The 18,100-nt window shown below is 72.8% G+C and carries 18 protein-coding genes and 2 pseudogenes; 9 read left to right on the forward strand and 11 right to left on the reverse strand.

Features of this window, described 5'->3' with window-relative positions; translation table 11 throughout:
• Positions 1–8: 8 nt before the first annotated feature.
• The 4 genes from WN71_RS07175 to WN71_RS07190 form a co-directional block, all read right to left on the reverse strand.
• Positions 9–581 carry a transglutaminase domain-containing protein gene (locus WN71_RS07175; RefSeq protein WP_046585114.1) on the reverse strand — a complete coding sequence of 191 codons (573 nt, stop codon included), beginning with the start codon at positions 579–581 and terminating at the stop codon, positions 9–11.
• Between the two features lie 92 nt (positions 582–673).
• Positions 674–1,744, reverse strand: a complete 1,071-nt coding sequence (locus WN71_RS07180; RefSeq protein ID WP_046585113.1) for a threonine aldolase family protein — start codon at positions 1,742–1,744, stop codon at positions 674–676.
• Positions 1,741–2,487, reverse strand: coding sequence for an SDR family oxidoreductase (locus tag WN71_RS07185; protein WP_046585112.1), 747 nt, complete (start codon positions 2,485–2,487; stop codon positions 1,741–1,743). The genes WN71_RS07180 and WN71_RS07185 overlap by 4 nt, the downstream gene beginning before the upstream one ends.
• 38 nt (positions 2,488–2,525) lie before the next feature.
• Positions 2,526–3,923, reverse strand: a complete 1,398-nt coding sequence (locus WN71_RS07190) for a DUF6421 family protein (RefSeq protein WP_046585111.1) — start codon at positions 3,921–3,923, stop codon at positions 2,526–2,528.
• Positions 3,924–4,334: 411 nt separating this feature from the next.
• Between WN71_RS07190 and WN71_RS07195 the strand changes: the two genes are divergently transcribed.
• Positions 4,335–5,018 (forward strand): glycerophosphodiester phosphodiesterase, encoded by a 684-nt coding sequence (locus tag WN71_RS07195; RefSeq protein ID WP_046585110.1) that lies wholly within the window; start codon positions 4,335–4,337, stop codon positions 5,016–5,018.
• Positions 5,019–5,132: 114 nt separating this feature from the next.
• Here WN71_RS07195 and WN71_RS07200 read toward each other — a convergent pair whose 3' ends face one another.
• On the reverse strand, positions 5,133–5,669 hold the full coding sequence (locus WN71_RS07200; protein WP_046585109.1) for a GNAT family N-acetyltransferase: 537 nt from the start codon (positions 5,667–5,669) through the stop codon (positions 5,133–5,135).
• 71 nt (positions 5,670–5,740) lie between these two features.
• Here WN71_RS07200 and WN71_RS07205 point away from each other — a divergent pair, with 71 nt between their 5' ends.
• Positions 5,741–6,136, forward strand: coding sequence for a VOC family protein (locus WN71_RS07205; RefSeq protein ID WP_046585108.1), 396 nt, complete (start codon positions 5,741–5,743; stop codon positions 6,134–6,136).
• A gap of 118 nt (positions 6,137–6,254) precedes the next feature.
• On the opposite strand, the gene WN71_RS07210 is transcribed toward WN71_RS07205, so the two are convergent.
• Together WN71_RS07210 and WN71_RS07215 are read right to left on the reverse strand one after the other, a co-directional pair.
• A complete protein-coding gene (locus WN71_RS07210) occupies positions 6,255–6,812 on the reverse strand; it encodes a MarR family winged helix-turn-helix transcriptional regulator (RefSeq protein WP_046585107.1) in 558 nt (185 codons plus the stop codon).
• Positions 6,809–8,491, reverse strand: coding sequence for an FUSC family protein (locus WN71_RS07215; protein WP_046585106.1), 1,683 nt, complete (start codon positions 8,489–8,491; stop codon positions 6,809–6,811). Before WN71_RS07215 ends, WN71_RS07210 begins: the two co-directional genes overlap by 4 nt.
• A gap of 174 nt (positions 8,492–8,665) precedes the next feature.
• Between WN71_RS07215 and WN71_RS07220 the strand changes: the two genes are divergently transcribed.
• From WN71_RS07220 to WN71_RS07230, 3 genes are all read left to right on the forward strand, one after another.
• Positions 8,666–9,259, forward strand: a complete 594-nt coding sequence (locus WN71_RS07220) for a DUF5134 domain-containing protein (RefSeq protein ID WP_046585105.1) — start codon at positions 8,666–8,668, stop codon at positions 9,257–9,259.
• Between the two features lie 113 nt (positions 9,260–9,372).
• Positions 9,373–10,308 carry a M56 family metallopeptidase gene (locus WN71_RS07225; RefSeq protein WP_046585104.1) on the forward strand — a complete coding sequence of 312 codons (936 nt, stop codon included), beginning with the start codon at positions 9,373–9,375 and terminating at the stop codon, positions 10,306–10,308.
• 146 nt (positions 10,309–10,454) lie between these two features.
• On the forward strand, positions 10,455–11,150 hold the full coding sequence (locus tag WN71_RS07230) for an HAD family hydrolase (protein ID WP_046585103.1): 696 nt from the start codon (positions 10,455–10,457) through the stop codon (positions 11,148–11,150).
• A gap of 30 nt (positions 11,151–11,180) precedes the next feature.
• On the opposite strand, the gene WN71_RS07235 is transcribed toward WN71_RS07230, so the two are convergent.
• Both WN71_RS07235 and WN71_RS07240 read right to left on the reverse strand, forming a co-directional pair.
• Positions 11,181–11,429 (reverse strand): DUF2630 family protein, encoded by a 249-nt coding sequence (locus WN71_RS07235; protein WP_046585102.1) that lies wholly within the window; start codon positions 11,427–11,429, stop codon positions 11,181–11,183.
• A 49-nt stretch (positions 11,430–11,478) separates the two neighbouring features.
• On the reverse strand, positions 11,479–12,099 hold the full coding sequence (locus tag WN71_RS07240) for a TetR/AcrR family transcriptional regulator (RefSeq protein ID WP_046585101.1): 621 nt from the start codon (positions 12,097–12,099) through the stop codon (positions 11,479–11,481).
• Between the two features lie 296 nt (positions 12,100–12,395).
• Between WN71_RS07240 and WN71_RS07245 the strand changes: the two genes are divergently transcribed.
• Both WN71_RS07245 and WN71_RS07250 read left to right on the forward strand, forming a co-directional pair.
• Complete coding sequence (locus WN71_RS07245; protein ID WP_046585100.1) at positions 12,396–13,160, forward strand: NAD(P)-dependent oxidoreductase; 765 nt, start codon at positions 12,396–12,398, stop codon at positions 13,158–13,160.
• 115 nt (positions 13,161–13,275) lie between these two features.
• Positions 13,276–13,974 (forward strand): TetR/AcrR family transcriptional regulator, encoded by a 699-nt coding sequence (locus WN71_RS07250; protein WP_046585099.1) that lies wholly within the window; start codon positions 13,276–13,278, stop codon positions 13,972–13,974.
• Between the two features lie 82 nt (positions 13,975–14,056).
• Here WN71_RS07250 and WN71_RS43410 read toward each other — a convergent pair.
• A pseudogene (locus WN71_RS43410) lies at positions 14,057–14,338 on the reverse strand (DUF6214 family protein); the annotation flags it as partial.
• A gap of 195 nt (positions 14,339–14,533) precedes the next feature.
• Positions 14,534–14,797, reverse strand: a pseudogene (locus tag WN71_RS43415) (DUF6214 family protein); the annotation flags it as partial.
• A gap of 234 nt (positions 14,798–15,031) precedes the next feature.
• Between WN71_RS43415 and WN71_RS07265 the strand changes: the two are divergent.
• Positions 15,032–16,396 (forward strand): FAD-dependent oxidoreductase, encoded by a 1,365-nt coding sequence (locus WN71_RS07265; protein WP_046585097.1) that lies wholly within the window; start codon positions 15,032–15,034, stop codon positions 16,394–16,396.
• Between the two features lie 186 nt (positions 16,397–16,582).
• The gene (locus WN71_RS07270; RefSeq protein ID WP_046585096.1) at positions 16,583–17,992 is read left to right on the forward strand and encodes a nucleobase:cation symporter-2 family protein; all 1,410 of its coding nucleotides are present in this window, start codon (positions 16,583–16,585) and stop codon (positions 17,990–17,992) included.
• Positions 17,993–18,100: the final 108 nt, after the last annotated feature.

The following is an 18,100-nucleotide window of genomic DNA, read 5'->3' on the forward strand; positions in this document are numbered from 1 at the left end:
CACGGGGTTCAGAGCTCGGTCGGGAGCGTCCGCCACAGGTGCTCCCGGTCGCGAGCGGCCCGCAGGGCGCTCAGCACGGCCGGGTGGGGGCGGGCGTGGAGCAGCGGATGGTCCTCCTCGCCGAACTCGGGGTCGGGCGTGAACGCCAGCCGCTCCCCGTCGAGCGAGAACCGCGCGTCGACGCCCGGCTTGTTGCCGCGGGGGTCCTGGCGGTGCCAGGCCCCGTTGAACCGCACGGCGACCAGCCCGTGCAGCACGTCGAACCGCTGGTAGCAGAGCGCGGTGGGGATGTCCTCGGCGCGCAGCAGGGCGGCCAGGGCGTGCGCCTTGGCGTAGCAGATGCCGGTGCGCTGCTCCAGGACGTCGGAGGCCCGCCAGGTGACCCGGGGATCGCCGGCGTCCTGTGAGTGCGGGATCTCGTCGCGTACGAACTCAAACGCCAGGCGCGCATAGGCATACGAGTCCTCGGCCGCGCGGGCCAGTCGCCCCGCGGTCTCCCTGACCAGCGGGTGCTCATGGTCGATGACCTCGTCGGCGGCCAAGTACGCGGAGAGGTCGGGGTCGTTCTGGATCAGCTGCATGCCCGCAGAGCATAGGAATACGGCCACCCGAGCGTCAATGCTTTTTCGGGTGACCGTATATCTATGCAGCAATCCGGGGAGAGAGACGTGCCCTAGCGGGCCATCTCCTCCTTGAGGGCCGCGACGAACGCGTCCACGTCCTCCTCGGTCGTGTCGAACGCGCACATCCAGCGCACGGTGCCCGCGGCCTCGTCCCAGAAGTAGAAGCGGAAGCGCTTCTGCAGGCGCTCGCTCACGTCGTGCGGCAGCCGGGCGAACACGCCGTTGGCCTGCACGGGGTAGAGGATCTCCACGCCGTGGACGGCACGCACGCCCTCCGCGAGCCGCTGGGCCATCTCGTTGGCGTGGCGGGCGTTGCGCAGCCAGAGGTCCTTGGCGAGCAGCGCCTCCAGCTGTACGGAGACGAAGCGCATCTTGGAGGCCAGCTGCATGGACAGCTTGCGCAGGTGCTTCATGTGCCGAACGGCGTCCTGGTTGATCACCACGACCGCCTCGCCGAACAGCGCGCCGTTCTTGGTACCGCCGAGGGAGAGGATGTCGACGCCGACCGCGTTGGTGAACGTGCGCATCGGCACGTTCAGCGAGGCCGCCGCGTTGGCTATCCGGGAGCCGTCCAGGTGCACCGTCATGCCGTGCGCGTGGGCGTGGTCGCAGATCGCGCGGATCTCGTCCGGCGTGTAGAGGGTGCCGAGCTCGGTGCTCTGGGTGATCGAGACGACCTGCGGCATCGCGCGGTGCTCGTCGTCCCAGCCGTACGCCTGCTTGTCGATCAGCTCGGGCGTGAGCTTGCCGTCCGGCGTGGGCACGGTGAGCAGCTTGAGGCCGCCCATGCGCTCGGGCGCGCCGCCCTCGTCGACGTTGATGTGCGCGCTCTCCGCGCAGATCACCGCGCCCCAGCGGTCGGTGACCGCCTGGAGCGCGACGACGTTGGCGCCGGTGCCGTTGAAGACCGGGAAGGCCTCCGCCGTGGCGCCGAAGTGGCCGCGGACGATTCCCTGGAGGTTGTCCGTGTAGTCGTCCTCGCCGTACGCGACCTGGTGCCCCCCGTTGGCGACGGCCAGGGCGGCCATCACCTCCGGGTGGGCACCGGCGTAGTTGTCGCTGGCGAAACCGCGGACCTCGGGGTCGTGATGACGACGCGCGTCGGTCTTCGGGGGGTTCACGGCTTCTCGGTCAGCCACAGACGGTTTCCGTTCACTTCGGCGGCGGGCCTGCTCCAGACACCGACGACGGCCTCGGCCAGGTCCGTGACGTCCGTGAAGCCCGCGAACTTCGCGTTGGGTCGCTCGGCGCGCATGGCGTCGTGCACCAGCGCCTTCACCACCAGGATGGCAGCCGCCGAGGTGATGCCCTGCTCACCCCCCGCCTTGCGGAAGGCGTCGGCCATCGCGAGCGTCCACGCCTCGGCGGCGGCCTTGGCGGCGGAGTAGGCCGCGTTGCCGGCGGTCGGCTTCGTCGCTCCCGCCGCGCTGATCAGCACGTAGCGGCCGCGGTCGCTGCGCTGAAGCCCCTCGTGGAAGGCGAGCGAGGTGTGCTGTACGGTACGGATGAGCAGCTTCTCCAGCAGGTCCCAGTCCGCGAGGTCGGTCTCGGCGAAGGACGCGCTGCCGCGCCAGCCGCCGACCAGGTGGACGACGCCGTCGACGCGCCCGTGGTCCTTCTCGATGCGCGCGGCCCACTCGCGGGTGGAGCCGAGGTCGAGCAGGTCGACCGTCTCGCCGGTGACGGTGGCACCGCCGCCCGCGTAACGGGCCGCGTCCACCGCCTCGGCGAGCCGCTCGGGATTGTTGTCCGAGCCGACGACGACCGCGCCGGCCTCGGCGAGCCGGATCAGCGCCGCGCGGCCCGCGGGCCCGCCCGCGCCGGCCACCGCGATCACCGCACCGCTGAGAGCCCCGTTCCCCATGATCCTCGCCTCCTGAGCAGTGTTCCGGACGCGGTCGCTCACGCGGCGACCCGCTCGGCGCTGTCCGCCGTGATGCCCTTCGCGGAGGCGATCACGTTCTTCAGCTTCTTGGACAGGGCCTCATAGAACATGCTCAGCGGAAACTCGTCGGGAAGCACGTCATCGACGAGCTTGCGCGGCGGCTGCGTCAGGTCGAGGGCGTCGGGGCCCTTGGCCCACTTCGAGCCGGGGTGCGGCGAGAGGTAGGTGGAGACCAGCTCGTAGCCGGCGAACCAGTGCACGAGCTTCGGGCGGTCGATGCCGTCCCGGTACAGCTTCTCGATCTCGGCGCACAGCTGGTTGGTGACCTGCGGCGCCCGCTCCCAGTCGATGCGCAGCCGGTTGTCGGTCCAGCGCACGACGTCGTGCTTGTGCAGATAGGCGAAGAGCAGCTGACCGCCGACGCCGTCGTAGTTGCGCACGCGCTCGCCGGTGACCGGGAAGCGGAACATGCGGTCGAACAGCACCGCGTACTGCACGTCACGGGCCTGCGGGACGCCCTCGGCGTCGAGCTTCACGGCCTCCTTGAAGGCGGTGAGGTCGCAGCGCAGCTCCTCCAGGCCGTACATCCAGAACGGCTGGCGCTGCTTGATCATGAAGGGGTCGAAGGGCAGGTCGCCGTGGCTGTGGGTGCGGTCGTGGACCATGTCCCACAGGACGAACGCCTCTTCGCAGCGCTTCTGGTCGTGGACCATCGCGGCGATGTCCTCGGGCAGCTCCATGCCCAGCAGGGAGACGGCCGCGTCGGTGACCCGGCGGAAGCGGGCGGCCTCGCGGTCGCAGAAGATGCCGCCCCAGGAGAAACGTTCCGGCGCCTCGCGCACGGCGATGGTCTCCGGGAAGAGGACGGCGGAGTTGGTGTCGTAGCCCGCGGTGAAGTCCTCGAACGTGATGCCGCAGAACAGCGGGTTGTCGTACCGGGTCGCCTCCAGCTCGGCCAGCCACTCGGGCCACACCATGCGCAGCACGACCGCTTCGAAGTTGCGGTCCGGGTTGCCGTTCTGCGTGTACATCGGGAAGACGACCAGGTGCTGGAGGCCGTCCACACGGTTCGCGGCGGGCTGGAAGGCGAGCAGCGAGTCCAGGAAGTCGGGCACCTGGAAGCCGCCCTCGGCCCAGCGGCGCAGGTCCGCCACGAGGGCCTCGTGGTAGGCGGCGTCGTGCGGGAGCAGGTCGGACAGCCGCTCGACGGCGTCGATGACGCGCAGCACGGCACGCTCGGCATCGGCGCGCTCGGGGGCCGTCTCGGCCTCGAAGTCGATCGACCCGTCCTTCGACTGCCATGGCCGGATCTGCTCCACGGCATCCTTGAGCACGGGCCATGCCGGGTGCTCCACCACCCTGGCCACCGGAGGAACCTTCTCCTCCGAACCCACCTGCACAAGAATTTCCGTCATGTCCCATCCTCCACAGGAGAACCTCGCGTATGGACACCGTATGCGTTCGAGGTTCCTCCCAGCAAGAGCATGACCAGGAAATCATTCTGTACACCCCCTAGGTCACCGCGATTTTTCCTGTTCGACCGTGGGGCGACGATTGGTTCCGTCGGAACGGGGTACTACGGAGCGGCGGCCGGAAGCGACGGCGGGGACCGTTCGTCAACGTGGCGGCAGACACGCCCACTCCCGGGTGACGGCCATGGGTGTTTCGGCCAGCGCCGCACCGGACGTCACCCTGATACCCCGTGTACGTACGGGTTCATCGGGCAATCTGGCCATTAGGCTGCGGCCCTGCCGCGAGGACGACGACGTCCGTTCCGTCGGGTTCCCCGCGTGCCCGAGCCGCCGTCGACGGAAGCGAGTCGAACCTTGAACTTCCTCACCATCGGTCACCGCGGAGTGATGGGTGTCGAGCCCGAGAACACCCTCCGTTCCTTCGTCGCCGCCCAGCAGGCCGGCCTCGATCTCATCGAACTCGATCTGCATCTGAGCAAGGACGGCGCGCTCGTCGTCATGCACGACGCCGACGTGGACCGCACGACCGACGGCAGCGGGCCGATCGCCGACAAGACGCTCTCGGAGCTGCGCGCCCTGGACGCGGGCCGCGGCGAGCGGGTGCCGGTCTTCGAGGAGGTCCTGGACGCGGTGCGGGCGCCGTTGCAGGCCGAGATCAAGGACGTGGCCGCGGCGCGGGCGCTGGCCGACGTGATGCTGAAGCGCGATCTGGTGGGACGGGTGGAGGTGTCGTCGTTCCACGACGAGGCGATCGCCGAGATCTCCCGGCTCGTGCCCGGCGTGCGCACCGCGCTCATCGGCAGCCGCTACGGCACCGACATCGTGGGGCGCGCGACCGAGGCCGGCGCCGCCACCCTGTGCCTCAACATCCGCCGGCTGACCGTCGAGGTCGTCGAGCACGCCCGCAAGGCCGATCTGAAGGTCATCGGCTGGGTCGTGAACACCCAGGACCACCTGCGGCTGGTGCGCGCGCTCGGCCTGGACGGGGCGACGACCGACTATCCGGAGATCAAGCGGACGGCCCGCTTCACGGCGTGAGCGGCGCGGGCCGCGAGCGGTACGGGCCGTGAGAAGCGCGGGCCGTCAGAAGCGCGGCCCGTGAACAGTGCGGCCCGTCAACAGTGCGGACCGTGAGCGACTCGGGCGCGCCGGTCAGCCGAGCTCCTTGACCAGCAGCTCGAACTCCAGGTCGTCGCGCTGCGGGATGCCGAAGCGCTCGTCGCCGTACGGGAAGGGGCTCGTCCGTCCCGTACGGCGGTAGCCGCGCCGCTCGTACCAGGCGATCAGGTCCTCGCGCACGGAGATCACGGTCATGTGCATCTCGCGCACGCCCCACACCGCGCGGGCCTGCCGCTCGGCCTCGGCGATGATCACCTTGCCGAGGCCGCCGCCCTGGAGCGCGGGGCTGACCGCGAACATGCCGAAGTAGGCGTGGTCACCCCGGTGCTCGAGCTGGCAGCAGGCGACCACCCGGCCCTCGCGCTCGACCGTGAGCAACCGGCTGTCGGGCGACTTGACGACCTGGAGCACGCCCTCGGGGTCGGTGCGCTGTCCCTGGAGGATGTCCGCCTCGGTGGTCCAGCCGGCCCGGCTCGCGTCGCCGCGGTACGCCGACTCGATCAGCGCGACCAGGGCGTCCACATCGGCGTCGGTGGCGTCGCGGAAGGTCAGTCCGGTGGCGGTGTCCATGAGGGGTGTCTCTCCGATCTGTGGCGCGGCCCGGCAGGGATGAGGGTAACGCTCCCCTAGGCTCCGGCTGCATGGTGCATGTACTGAGCAGCCGGACCTTGTTGCGTCCCGCCGACCCCGAGCGCTCCCGCGCGTTCTACGGCGGGCAGCTGGGGCTCACCGTCTACCGCGAGTTCGGCACGGGGCCCGAGCGGGGCACGGTCTACTTCCTGGGCGGCGGGTTCCTGGAGGTCTCGGGCCGCGCGGACGCGCCGCCGAGCTCGCCGTCCGTGCGGCTGTGGCTCCAGGTGGCGGACGCCGCCGCGGCCCACGAGGAGCTGCGCGCGAAGGGCGTGGAGATCGTCCGCCCGCCGGTGCGGGAGCCGTGGGGGCTGATCGAGATGTGGCTGGCGGACCCGGACGGCACACCGATCGTGGTGGTGGAGGTGCCGGCGGACCATCCGCTGCGGTACCGGGCGGGGATCTGAGGCGGCAGGCTCCGTACCTCGTAGCCCCTCGTAGCCCCTCGTAGCCCCTCGCGCCCCCGCCTGCGGCCCCTGCGGCCCCTGCGGCGAGCGGGCCCGTAATACGCCTTGGCGGACTCGGCTACGCCCGCAACCCCCCGAGCCGGCCCTCCAGGCGGCCGAGGAGCTCGGCGAGGAGGCCGGCCAGCTCGCCCTGGCCCTCGGGGGCCAGCACCGACAGCACGGACGTCTCGTAGGCGAGCTGCTCCGGGAGGACCCCGTCGACCAGGGCTCGGCCGGAGTCGGTGAGCCGGACGTGGGCCACGCGCCGGTCGCGCGGATCGCCGCGGCGCTCCACCAGGCCCCGCTCGGTCAGCGTCTTCAGGCGCTTGGTGACCGCGGCCCCGGAGGAGAAGGTCTCCCGGGCCAGTTCGCTCGGGGTCAGCTCGTGACCGGTGCGGCGCAACGCGCCCAGCAGGTCGAACTCCGGGCGGCTGAGCCCGGCGCGGCGCAGCGGCGCGTCCTCGGCCTGCTGGAGCAGGGCCGCACAGCGGTTGACCCGGCCGATGATCTCCATCGGCGCGGTGTCCAGGTCGGGGTGCACGGCCCGCCACTGCCGGACGACCCCCGCCACCGTGTCGCCCGTCGTCGCGTCGGGGGTGGCGCCCCCGGTGGCCGGCCGTCCGTTCCCTGCCGTCATGGCCGTACGCCCTCCGTTCTCGTCGCTCCGGCCGCCGGGGAGCACAGTCCCTGGCGCCGTACCGTAGCGGCGAGCGTACGGTGTCCCGACTGCTCGGCGAGCACGACCCTCTCGTGGGGCAGGGCGCGCTGCCACCACTCGCCGGACGCGGCGTCGGCCGTGGCGCGCAGATCGGCGAGCGCGGTGGCGAGCGCGCGGTGGGCGGCGGCGAGGGCGGCCGGGGACGGCGCGGGCTCGGCGAGCAGCCGGGCGGTGGCCTCGCGGGCCCGGTCGGCGGCGGTGAGCGCGTGGCCGATGCGGTCGCCCGCACGCCGGTTGGTGACGGCGATCGCGGCGAGGATCCCGACGAGGGCGCCGACGAACGTGTCGAGGACGCGCTCGGTGATCAGCTCGCCGGGGTCCTGGACGTGCGCGAACTCGGTGATGAGCAGCGCCATGGGGGTCACGCAGACGCTGCCGAGCCAGTAGTTGCGGCCGACCAGCGCCTCCGCGCCGAAGTTGAGGGCGACGCAGAAAAGCACGAGGAGCAGCGCGTGCAGGTGGGCGACCGGCGCGATCACGGCGAAGACGAGGACGCCGAGGAGGTTGCCGACGACCCGCTGGACGCCGCGGTTCCAGGTGAGGGTGACGTTGGCCTGGTAGAGCGAGGCGGCGGTGACCAGCGCCCAGTAGGGACGGCCGACGCCGAGCGCGAGGGAGACGTATCCGGCGAGGGCGCAGCCCAGCAGCGTACGGACGGCGATCGGGGCGACCGCGCCGAGCCGGGCCCGCAGCGGGCTCGCGGGCCGGGCGAGTTCGGCGTCCACGCCGAGGAGTTCGGCCGCCGACTCGGGCAGGTCGGCGACGTCCGGGACGGGGCCGGTGCCGACCAGTTCGCGGGCCCAGCGGCGCAGCAGTGCGGGGTCGGTGTCGGCGGGGGCGGCGAGGGCGACCTCGGCGCGGACGACGAGTCGTTCGAGGGCGCGGCGGGTGCGTGCGGAGCGGGTGCCGGTGGACAGCAGGGTCTGCCAGGCGGCCTGGACGGCGGCGGCCGCGGCGGCGCGGGTGCGGGCGTGGTCGGCGCCGGTGGGGTGGGTGTCCGCGTGGGCCGCGGCGGTGTTCAGCGCGTGGGCGGTGGCCCGGCGCTCGGGGCCGTGCGGCCGCAGCAGTCCGGGCGCCATGCCGACCAGCCAGGCCCAGCCGCCCGTCGCGAGGGCGAGCAGGAGATGGCCGGGGACCTGCCCGAGGCTCTGCGGGACGAACAGGGCGGCGGAGCTGATGAAGGTGAGGACGACGTTCCCGGGCGGCCCGAGCCGCGTGGCGTCGCACAGCGCCTTGTGCGCGGCGGCGAGCAGGGCTCCTACGGCGACCAGGACGGCGGCGTTGGTGGTGAGCGAGGCGGCCACGAGGGCCACGGCGAGCCCGCCGACCATGCCGGCCACCACTCGGGCCAGGGTCCGGGCGCGGGCGGCGTAGGGGCGCTGGTGGGCGTAGAGGGCGCACAGCGATCCGGCCATCGTGTACATGGCCAGGTCCAGGCGGCCGAGCGCGACCAGGGCCAGGTTGGGCGGGGCGACCGAGGCGACGACGCTCAGCGCGGGCTTGAACCAGATGTCGGAGGGCCGGCCGAGGCGCAGCGCGCCGATCAGCGGAAGGCGTCGGACGAGCGGGGCGGCTGGGGTACGGGTCGGTCTGCTCACCCGAACAATATTAGCAGGTGTTTTACTCGTAAATCATAAGCATCCTGTGGGCCGCCTCACCCCGTCCGTCACCTGTCGTGCTCCGCCGCATGCTCCCCGCGTACACCCTTGCGCTTGCGTGCGCGCCGCATGTCACGGGCAGACCGTCCTCGACCGTCGAGCGGGGAGGTACGCGTGCACGGACCGGCTTCGCCCGGCTGGCTGCTCGTCGCGCTGTGTGCGGCGACCGGCGCCTACTGCCTGCTGCGGATGCGCAGCTCCGTCGAGGACCAGCGCCGCTCCGCGGGCGGTGAGGCCCTGATGGGCTTCGGCATGGCCGCGATGGCGGTGCCCGCGGCGGTGTACAGCCCGCCCGCGTGGGCGTGGCCCGCCTACGCGGCGGTGTTCGGCGCCGCGTCGCTGCGGGCGCTGTGGGTGGCGCGCCGGAGCCCGCACCATCTGCACCACCTGGTCGGCACCGTGAGCATGGTCTACATGGCGGTCGTGATGGCCCGCTCCCCCGGGCACCACGGCCTGCACGGCGGCACGGGCACACCGCTGGTGACGGGAGCGCTGCTGCTGTACTTCACCGGGTTCGTACTGCTGTCGGGGATGCGTCTGGTGCCCGCGGCGGCGGTCGCAGGGGGTGGCGGCCCCGCAGGCGGCTCCGGAGGCGAACCCGGTGGCGGCCCCGGAGGCGCCGCCACCTGGGGCGATCGTCCGGAACTGGCGCGTGCCTGCCGCCTGTCGATGGGGATCGGCATGGTGGCGATGCTGCTGACCCTGTGAGCCCCGCGCACCGCGGCGCCGGTCAACGACTCCGCCGTACGCAATCGTTGCTTGCGTCACTTTGCCGCGGCGGCCCGTACCCCAGGCGGGTACACCGCTCTTAGGGTGCTCCCATGATGGTCCCCGCGGCACTGCTGCTGCTCGGCGCCCTGACCGCCGTGGTCGCCCCGAGACTGCTCGCCCGGGCCGACTGGCCGGACGGCGAACCGGTGGTCGCCCTGTGGGTGTGGCAGTGCGTGGTGGCGGCCGTCCTGCTGTGCTGCGCCCTGGCGATGGCGCTGAGCACGGCGGCCGTTCTCCAGGCCGTGCACGGCACGCCGTTCGGACCCGCGCCCGGCCCGGCCACGGACACCGAGGCGCTCGACACCGGCGCCCGCTGGGCCGCGGCGACCGCGGCGGCCCTCGCCTGCGGGGCCGTGTGGACGGCGGCGATGCTGGTCCGGGAGATCGCCCGCAGCCGGACGCGGCGCCGCCTGCGCAGAGCCGAACTCCTGCTGCGCGCACCGCGGTTGCCGGGTGAGGATTCGGGCGGCGGTCACCTGGTGGTACTGGAGGGCGAGCGGGCCGAGGCGTCCTGGCTGCACGGTACGCCACCCCGGCTCGTCGTCACCACGGCCGCGCTACGGCGCCTGAAGGGACGGCAGTTGGAGGCCGTGCTCGCCCATGAGGAGGGGCACGCGCAGGCCCGGCACGACTGGCTGCTGCACTGTTCCGCCGCGCTGGCCAACGGATTTCCCCAGGTTCCGGTGTTCGCGGCGTTCCGCGACGAGATGCACCGGCTGGTCGAACTCGCCGCGGACGACATGGCCTCCCGGCGCTTCGGCCGGCTCACCACCGCGCTGGCCCTGGTCGAACTCAACGAGGACCGCGGGGTGTTCGGCCCCGGCCCGACCCCGCAGGCCCATGTCCCGCAGCGGGTCGACCGGTTGCTCACGGCACCGCGCCGGCTACCCGCGCTGCACCGGCTCCGGCTGACCGCCGCGGCGGCGCTGGTCCCGGCGGTCCCGATCCTCGTGGCGTGCGTTCCGGGACTCAGCGCGCTGCGGTGACACCGCCGGGCGACGGGGTACGACCGCTCCCCCGCCCCGGACCCCACACCCCACGCTTCACACCTCACGCCCCGGCTGCCGAACGCCGGAAGCCGGGCCACGGTGGGCCCTCGGTCCGCCCGGGGCGCCCCCGTAAGATCGACGCCATGACAGGCGTCCTGTTCGACTTCTCCGGCACCCTGTTCCGCATCGAGTCGGCCGACCGCTGGCTGCGGGCGGTGCTCGCGGAGTCGGGGCTCACCCTGCCGGAGCACGAGGTGACCTCGGCGGCCGCGGCCCTGGAGGCGGCGGGCGCACTGCCCGGCGGGGCCTCACCGCGGCGGGTGCCGCCGGAACTGGCCGCACTGTGGGAGGTGCGCGACCGTACCGCCGCCGAGCACCGGGCGGCGTACACCGGCCTGTCCCGTCAGGTGCCGCTGCCCGACCCGGCCCTGCACGACGCCCTGTACGAGCGCCACATGACCCCGGGCGCCTGGACCCCGTACCCGGACACCGCCGACGTGCTGCGCGGCCTGCGGGACCGCGGGATCGGCGTCGGCGTGGTCAGCAACATCGGCTGGGACCTGCGCCCCGTGTTCCGCGCCCACGGCCTCGACCCGTATGTGGACGCGTACGTGCTGTCGTACGAGCACGGGGTGCAGAAGCCCGATCCGCGGCTGTTCGAGATCGCGTGCGAGCGGCTCGGCGCCGATCCGGTGAAGGTGCTGATGGTCGGCGACAACCGGCAGGCGGACGGCGGCGCGGCGGCCCTGGGCTGCGGGGTGCACTTCGTGGACCATCTGCCGGCGGCCGAGCGGCCGGACGCGTTGCGGCCGGTGCTGGACCTGGTCGACCGGCGGTAGCCGGTCAGCTCGCTCCAGGAGCCCCCCGACTCACTCCAGGTACCCCTCGACCTGCGACGACGGCCGGGCCCGGGCGCCGTCCGGGTCGTCGCCGAACTCGGACTTGGCGCGTCGCTGGCGCAGCAGGTCCCAGCAGCGGTCGAGTTCGCGCTCCAGTTCGCCGAGGCGCTGGTGCTCGGTCGTGCTGTCGATCTCACCGGAGGCGACGGCGTCCCTGAGTCTGCGCTCGTCGTCGACCATCTCGGTGATCCTGGCCAGGATCCGCTGGTCCTCTCCCATGCGGCTCACGCCTCCTCCGGTCGGTGTCCGTGCCCACTTTAGGTACGGTTCAGGCGCTGTGCGACAGAAGTGCGGCGGGCGCGGGGCGCGGCGTGCGGAGGGCTCCGCGCAGGGCGGGGGCCAGGGTGCGCCGTACGTCCCCCGCGCTCAGCGCCGCCACGGAGGCCAGCGGGTTGAGGTAGCGCGTGAAGATCAGGCCCCCGATGACGGCGACCGCGGCGGTGGCCCGGTCGGTGGCGTACCGGCCGCCGAGATGGTCCGCGATCCGGCCGAGGACCTCGCGCTCCAGGAACTCGCGGAACACCCGCAGTACGTCCTCGTCGCGCAGCGCGGCCGGTTCGAGTGCGGCGAACCCGCCGCCGGGCTCCTCCCAGAGCGAGGTCACCGCGTCGATCAGCCGCTCGGGAAGGGTCGCGGGATCACCCTCCAGGGCGCGGACGATCGCCGTCGATCGGCCGCAGCGGATATTCATCGCCTCGCCGAACAGGCCCTGCTTCGAACCGAAGTGGTAGCCGATGAGCGCGACGTCCACCTCGGCCGCGGCGGCCACCGTGCGCAGCGTCGTGCCCTGGTATCCGTGCTCCAGGAAGAGCGCGCGGGCCTTCTCGGCGATGCGCGCCTTGGTGGCGGGGGCGGTGCGGCCTCGCGGACGGCCGCGGTTTTTATTCATCGCCGTTGAATATCCGCCCGCCCGGAGCGCACTGTCAAGGCGTTCCCGAACGCCCCCTCCCCCGCCGCCACCGCCCCCGGCGGGCAGGGACCGGCCCACTCGCCCGGGCCGCGGTGGGCTGATCGCGCAGTTCCCCGCGCCCCTGACGGGGCACGGACCCGCCCACCCCGGAACGCCCGCGGGCGACAACAGGGGTCACGCCCACCCACCAAGGGGCGCGGGGAACTGCGCGACCAGCCCACCACGGCCCGCGGAGAACCAGGCAGGCCAACGCCCACGCCCACCCAGGAGTACCCATGCGCATCGCCCTCTTCGGAGCCGCCGGGCCCACCGGCCGTGAACTGACCTCACAGGCCCTCGCCGCCGGCCACGAGGTCACCGCCGTCACCCGCCGCCCGGACGCCGTGCCGCCGCGGCCCGGCCTCGCCGTCGCGGCCGCCGACGCCCTCGATCCGGACGCCGTCGAGCGGGTGGTCGCGGGGCACGACGCCGTCCTGTCGGCGCTCGGCGCCCCGCCGGGACGCACCCCGACGACCCTCTACTCCGCCGGCGCCGCCCACCTGATCGCCGCCATGGAGCGGCACGGCGTGCGCCGTCTGCTGGTGGTCTCGTCGAGCGTCCTGGACCCGGCATGGCGGCCGAGCGGCGCGTTCTTCTTCAACAACGTCCTCGACCCGTACGTCAACCGGATCGTCGCCCGCACCGCGCACGACGACATGCGCCGCATGGAGGCAGGGGTGCGCGCGAGCGGTCTGGACTGGACGATCGTGCGCCCCTCCGGGCTGTTCGACCATCCGGCGCCGACCCGGCGCCTGGTGACCGAGGACAGCGCCGACGGGGTGTTCACCGCCCGCGCCGACCTGGCCGCGAGCATGCTCGACGAACTGCGCGAGGAGCGGTTCACGCGCCGGGTGATGGGCGTGGCCACGACCGAGGTGCGCCCGAACGTGCCGAGGATGATCTGGCGCGAGATCCGCAAGAATGCGCGCGGTGGGGTCCGGAATCCGGCCGGTGACAGTAGCCTCAGGACACCTTCGGTGCGAAGGGAGCCGTCCGTCTGAGACGATCCCCCGCGTCGCCCCAGACGGACGGCAGCCCTGAGCGGGTCCGCGCAGCCGCGGACCGGTCTGCGATGAGTATAGTTGGCTGGCAGCCAGTCAACGCAGGAGTTACAGCATGTCCCCGCGCAGCGCCTCGGTCAATGAAGAATTGCGGCGCCGTTCCCGGGAGCGGCTTCTGCAGGCTGCGGTCGAGCTCGTCAGCGAACGCGGCTACGAGGCGACGACGCTCGGCGACATAGCGGACCGCGCGGGTTCGGCCCGCGGCCTGGTGTCGTACTACTTCCCCGGCAAGCGCCAGTTGGTCCAGTCGGCGGTGCACCGTCTGATGCACCGCACGCTGGAGGAGGCGCTGGAGCGGGAACCGCGCACCGAGGACGGCCGGGAGCGGCTGGCCCGCGCCATCGACGCGATCCTGGGCCTGGCCCGCGAGCAGCCGGTGCTGATGCGCCAGCACATGGCCGGTCTGCTCCAGGCCGAGGGGTTCGTCCAGTGCCCGGAGCAGCGGCGGCTCTCGGAGCTGCTCGGGGACACGGTCGCCCGCTACGGCTCCGACGACGTCTCCGTGGCCTACCCGATGCTGCGCGCCCTGCTCATGGGCTCGGTGTACGCGGCCCTGATGCCCGGCATCCCGATGGGGATTCCGGTGCTGCGCGAGGAGTTGTTCCAGCGGTACGGCCTCGACTGGGAGTCGGGGGAACCCCCCAAGCCGGGCGGGCCGACGGGCGCGGGGGACGGCCCGGACCTGTCCCGGTTCTTCGCGACGGACGAACGACCGGTGCGGGAAGGACCGTCGGAGGCGGAGCCGACTCAATAGCCCGCCTCACCGCGGCGCCTGACGGCTCCTCAGCAGCTGTCGATCCCTCAGCGCATGACGTCCCTCAACGTCTGACGACCCCTCAGCGTCGCGCGCGTCGAGGGCTGAGGAAGCCCGCGTCGCGCGCCTGGGCGATGAGCCGGAGCGACCGGCGGCGGCTGTGCCCGGTCGCACACATCACCGCGAGCACCGGATCGACGCCGTCCTCCTGTGCGGCCCGGTACTCCTGCGCCACGAGCCACCGCCCCTCGATCCCACGGGGCCAGGCGGGACGCGCCCGCCGCGCTCCCCCGAGGCCGTAGGGTTCGACCGCTTCACCCGTAGCGCATCCGTCACCCGGCTCGAAGTCCCCGCACGCGTCGAAGTCCCCGCACGCATCGAAGCCCGCGCACGGATCGAAGTCCGCGCAGGCATCGAAGTCCGCGCACGGATCGAACTCCTTGCCGGGATACGGAACCAGTTCCGCGTGCGGGACGCATTCCTCCTGGGGCACGAACTCCTCAGGGGGCGCGAACTCCCCGGGCGGTGGGCACGCCCGCCGCGACGACGGCTCCGTGTCCACCGACGGCTCCCGCGGCGCCCCGTCCCCCGCATCGCGCGACCCGGCGCCGCAGACCTCGAAGAGCGGGCCCTCGATCCAGTCGGCCAGCACGGTCAAGTCCGCGAAGGACAGAGCCGGTTGGGCCCGCACGTCCTCGATGGAGACACACCCCTCGCAGACCACCGCGAGCGCGTCGACCCGCGCGCCGTCGAAGAAGGCCAGCCGGACGTGGAACCACGCCGTGGCACCCTCCGCCTCCTGAACCTCCCAGGCGGGGCTCACGGACACCGCACCGTCCTGCGGACGGCGATCAGAAAGATTAAGAAAGGATGCTTCAAGCACATACGGAACGTAACCGCATCATCACTTTCCATACGAACGGACACGCACCGTCGCAGCGCGGCAGCACCCTGTCAGCCGAGTGCGCCTGGTGCGATGCTGGGGACATCAGCGAGACATCGGTGTTCCACCTCCGACCCGGCGGCACCGGCCGGATCGACGGAGAAGGAGATCCCCGTGCTGCGTGTCGCCGTCGTCGGCTCCGGGCCCAGCGGTTGTTACACCGCCCAGAGCCTCGTCCAGCAGGATCCCTCGGTGCTCGTCGACGTCCTGGACCGGCTGCCGTGCCCGTACGGCCTCGTGCGCTACGGCGTCGCGCCGGACCACGAGAAGATCAAGTCGCTGCAGAACACGCTGCGCACGGTGCTCCAGCACGAGCGGGTCCGCTTCCTCGGCGGCGTCGAGATCGGTCCGGACCGGCTGCCCGCGGCGAGGCTCAGGGAGCTGTACCACGCGGTGGTGTACTGCGTGGGCGCCGCCACCGACCGGCATCTCGGCATCCTCGGCGAGGATCTGCCCGGCAGCTGGTCGGCGACGGAGTTCGTGTCCTGGTACAGCGCGCACCCGGACGCCGTCGAGGCCGGATTCGTGCGCGGGACGCGGTCGGCGGTGGTCATCGGGGTCGGCAATGTCGCCGTCGACGTCACCCGGATGCTCGCCCGCGGCACGGCGGAGCTGAGCCCCACCGACATGCCGCAGGCCGCCCTGACGGCGCTCGCGCAGAGCAGGGTCGCCGAGATCCACATGGTGGGCAGACGCGGCCCGTCCCAGGCCCGCTTCACGACCAAGGAGCTGCGCGAGCTGGGCGGCCTGCCGGACACCGAAGTGACGGTGTCGGCACGCGAGTTGGAGCTCGATCCCGGCTACGGCGACCCGGCCCCGCTGCCCGCGGCCCAGCGCCGCAACGTGGAGGTGCTGCGCGGCTGGTCCGCCCTGCCGCCGGTCGGCGCGGCCCGCCGGATCCGGCTGCGCTTCTTCCTGCGGCCCGCCGAAATCCTCGCGGACGGCGGCCGGGTGGGCGCCGTACGGTTCGAGCGGACCGTCCCGGACGGGCGCGGCGGGGTGACGGGCACCGGCCGGTTCGAAGACGTGCAGGCGCAGTTGGTGCTGCGGTCGGTCGGCTATCGCGGAGTGCCGCTGGAGGGGCTGCCGTTCGACGCGGCCGGCGGCACGGTCCCGCACCGGGCGGGACGGATCGTGCGGGGTTCGTCCGTGGCGCCGGGCGAGTACGTCGCCGGCTGGATCAAGCGCGGCCCCACCGGGGTCATCGGCACCAACCGGCCATGTGCCAAGGAGACGGTGGCGTCCCTGCTCGCCGACGCCCCGGAGCTGACGGCGGGGAGCGCACTCGGTGATCCGCTCGGCGCGTTGCGCGCACACGGGATCGAGCCGATCGGCTGGCCCGGCTGGCTGGCCATCGAGCGGGCCGAGGCGGCGCTCGGGGCCTCGCTCGGCCGCGGGGTGGTCAAACTCCCGGACTGGGACGCACTGTTGACGGCGGCCCGCACGGCGCTGCCGCATCCGGATGGAACGCTGCCGTAGCCGGGGAGAGCGGCGACCTGGACGCACGGTGCCCTGGACGCCGTAGCGACACGTGTACACGACACACACCGGCAACAGCCCGGAACGCACCGGCAACAGAGCGGAAATCAACAAACTGTTCAAGCCGCATACCGTCTCGTGCTGTTCGGATGCCTCCCCCCGCCCCCGCCGCTCTGGAGTGTGCCCATGGCCGCGACCGCGCCCCCGTCCACGCCGTCGTCCCCGCCCGTCCATCCCGTCGACGAGGTCCCACCCGCACGTCAGCTGGCCGCGTTCGGCCTCCAGCACGTGCTCGCGATGTACGCGGGCGCCGTCGCCGTACCGCTGATCGTGGGCGGGGCGATGAAGCTCTCGCCCGCGGACCTGGCGTATCTGATCACCGCGGACCTGCTGGTGTGCGGGATCGCGACGCTGATCCAGTGCGTCGGCTTCTGGCGGTTCGGGGTCCGACTGCCGATCATGCAGGGGTGCACCTTCGCGGCGGTCTCGCCGATGGTGCTGATCGGCACGACCGGTGGCGGACTGCCCGCGATCTACGGCTCGGTGATCGTGGCGGGGCTGGCGATCGTGCTGCTCGCCCCCGTCTTCGGCAGGCTGCTGCGCTTCTTCCCGCCCCTGGTCACCGGCACGGTGATCCTGATCATCGGCCTGTCGCTGCTGCCGGTCGCGGGCAACTGGGCCGCGGGCGGCTCCGGGGCGAAGGACTTCGGCGAACCGAAGAACCTGGCGCTCGCCGCGTTCGTGCTGGCGGTGGTCGTGGGCGTGCAGCGTTTCGCGCCCGCGTTCCTCGCCCGGATCGCGGTGCTGATCGGCATCGCCGTCGGCCTCGCGGTGGCCGTGCCGTTCGGGTTCACCGACTTCGGCGGGGTCGGCGACGCCGACTGGGTCGGGATCAGCACGCCCTTCCACTTCGGCGCGCCCACCTTCAAGGCGTCGGCGATCGTGTCCATGCTGGTGGTGGCCCTGGTGACGATGACGGAGACGACCGGTGACCTGCTCGCCGTCGGCGAGATGACCGGCCGGAAGGTCGACGAGCGCTCGCTGGCCGACGGGCTGCGCGCCGACGGCCTGTCCACCGTCCTCGGCGGCGTCTTCAACACCTTCCCGTACACCGCGTACGCCCAGAACGTGGGCCTGGTCGGGATGACCCGGGTGCGCAGCCGCTGGGTGGTCGCGGCGGCGGGCGGCATCCTCGTGCTGCTCGGCCTGCTGCCGAAGCTGGGCGCGGTGGTGGCCGCGATCCCGGCGCCGGTGCTCGGCGGCGCCGGCCTGGTGATGTTCGGGACGGTCACCGCGAGCGGGCTGCGCACGCTGGCCGAGGTCGACTTCAAGGGCAACGACAACCTGACGGTCGTCGCCGTCTCGGTCGCCGTCGGCATGTTGCCGGTGGGCGTGCCGACGGTCTACGCGAAGTTCCCCGACTGGTTCCAGACGGTGATGGACAGCGGGATCAGCGCGGGCTGTGTGACCGCGGTGGCGCTGAACCTGGTCTTCAACCATCTGCCGTCCAGGAGCGGCGCGAGCGCCGGTGACGGCGCGGTGGACGCCCCGAGCTTCGAGGAGACTCCCGCGACAGCCGGGGAGGAGGTCGGCTGAGCCGGGTCGGGCGAGCCGCCGCCGCGGATCGATCAGTATTCGAGAAGCGGGCGGCGGGCGGCCCCGGCTAGCGTGGCGGCCAGGGGCATCGCCACGCCTAAGGTGACC

The sequence above is a fragment of the Streptomyces mangrovisoli genome (genome assembly GCF_000974985.2).
Taxonomy (GTDB): Bacteria; Actinomycetota; Actinomycetes; order Streptomycetales; family Streptomycetaceae; genus Streptomyces; species Streptomyces mangrovisoli.

Bases quoted from the DNA above. Each gene is read 5' to 3' on its own strand.
- WN71_RS07210 (WP_046585107.1), bottom strand. From the start codon at position 6,812: ATGACGGCAGGGAACGGACGGCCGGCCACCGGGGGCGCCACCCCCGAC.
- WN71_RS07240 (WP_046585101.1), bottom strand. From the start codon at position 12,099: ATGAATAAAAACCGCGGCCGTCCGCGAGGCCGCACCGCCCCCGCCACC.
- WN71_RS07225 (WP_046585104.1), top strand. From the start codon at position 9,373: ATGATGGTCCCCGCGGCACTGCTGCTGCTCGGCGCCCTGACCGCCGTG.
- WN71_RS07190 (WP_046585111.1), bottom strand. From the start codon at position 3,923: ATGACGGAAATTCTTGTGCAGGTGGGTTCGGAGGAGAAGGTTCCTCCG.
- WN71_RS07175 (WP_046585114.1), bottom strand. From the start codon at position 581: ATGCAGCTGATCCAGAACGACCCCGACCTCTCCGCGTACTTGGCCGCC.
- WN71_RS07250 (WP_046585099.1), top strand. From the start codon at position 13,276: ATGTCCCCGCGCAGCGCCTCGGTCAATGAAGAATTGCGGCGCCGTTCC.
- WN71_RS07205 (WP_046585108.1), top strand. From the start codon at position 5,741: ATGGTGCATGTACTGAGCAGCCGGACCTTGTTGCGTCCCGCCGACCCC.
- WN71_RS07185 (WP_046585112.1), bottom strand. From the start codon at position 2,487: ATGGGGAACGGGGCTCTCAGCGGTGCGGTGATCGCGGTGGCCGGCGCG.
- WN71_RS07235 (WP_046585102.1), bottom strand. From the start codon at position 11,429: ATGGGAGAGGACCAGCGGATCCTGGCCAGGATCACCGAGATGGTCGAC.
- WN71_RS07245 (WP_046585100.1), top strand. From the start codon at position 12,396: ATGCGCATCGCCCTCTTCGGAGCCGCCGGGCCCACCGGCCGTGAACTG.
- WN71_RS07230 (WP_046585103.1), top strand. From the start codon at position 10,455: ATGACAGGCGTCCTGTTCGACTTCTCCGGCACCCTGTTCCGCATCGAG.
- WN71_RS07200 (WP_046585109.1), bottom strand. From the start codon at position 5,669: ATGGACACCGCCACCGGACTGACCTTCCGCGACGCCACCGACGCCGAT.
- WN71_RS07270 (WP_046585096.1), top strand. From the start codon at position 16,583: ATGGCCGCGACCGCGCCCCCGTCCACGCCGTCGTCCCCGCCCGTCCAT.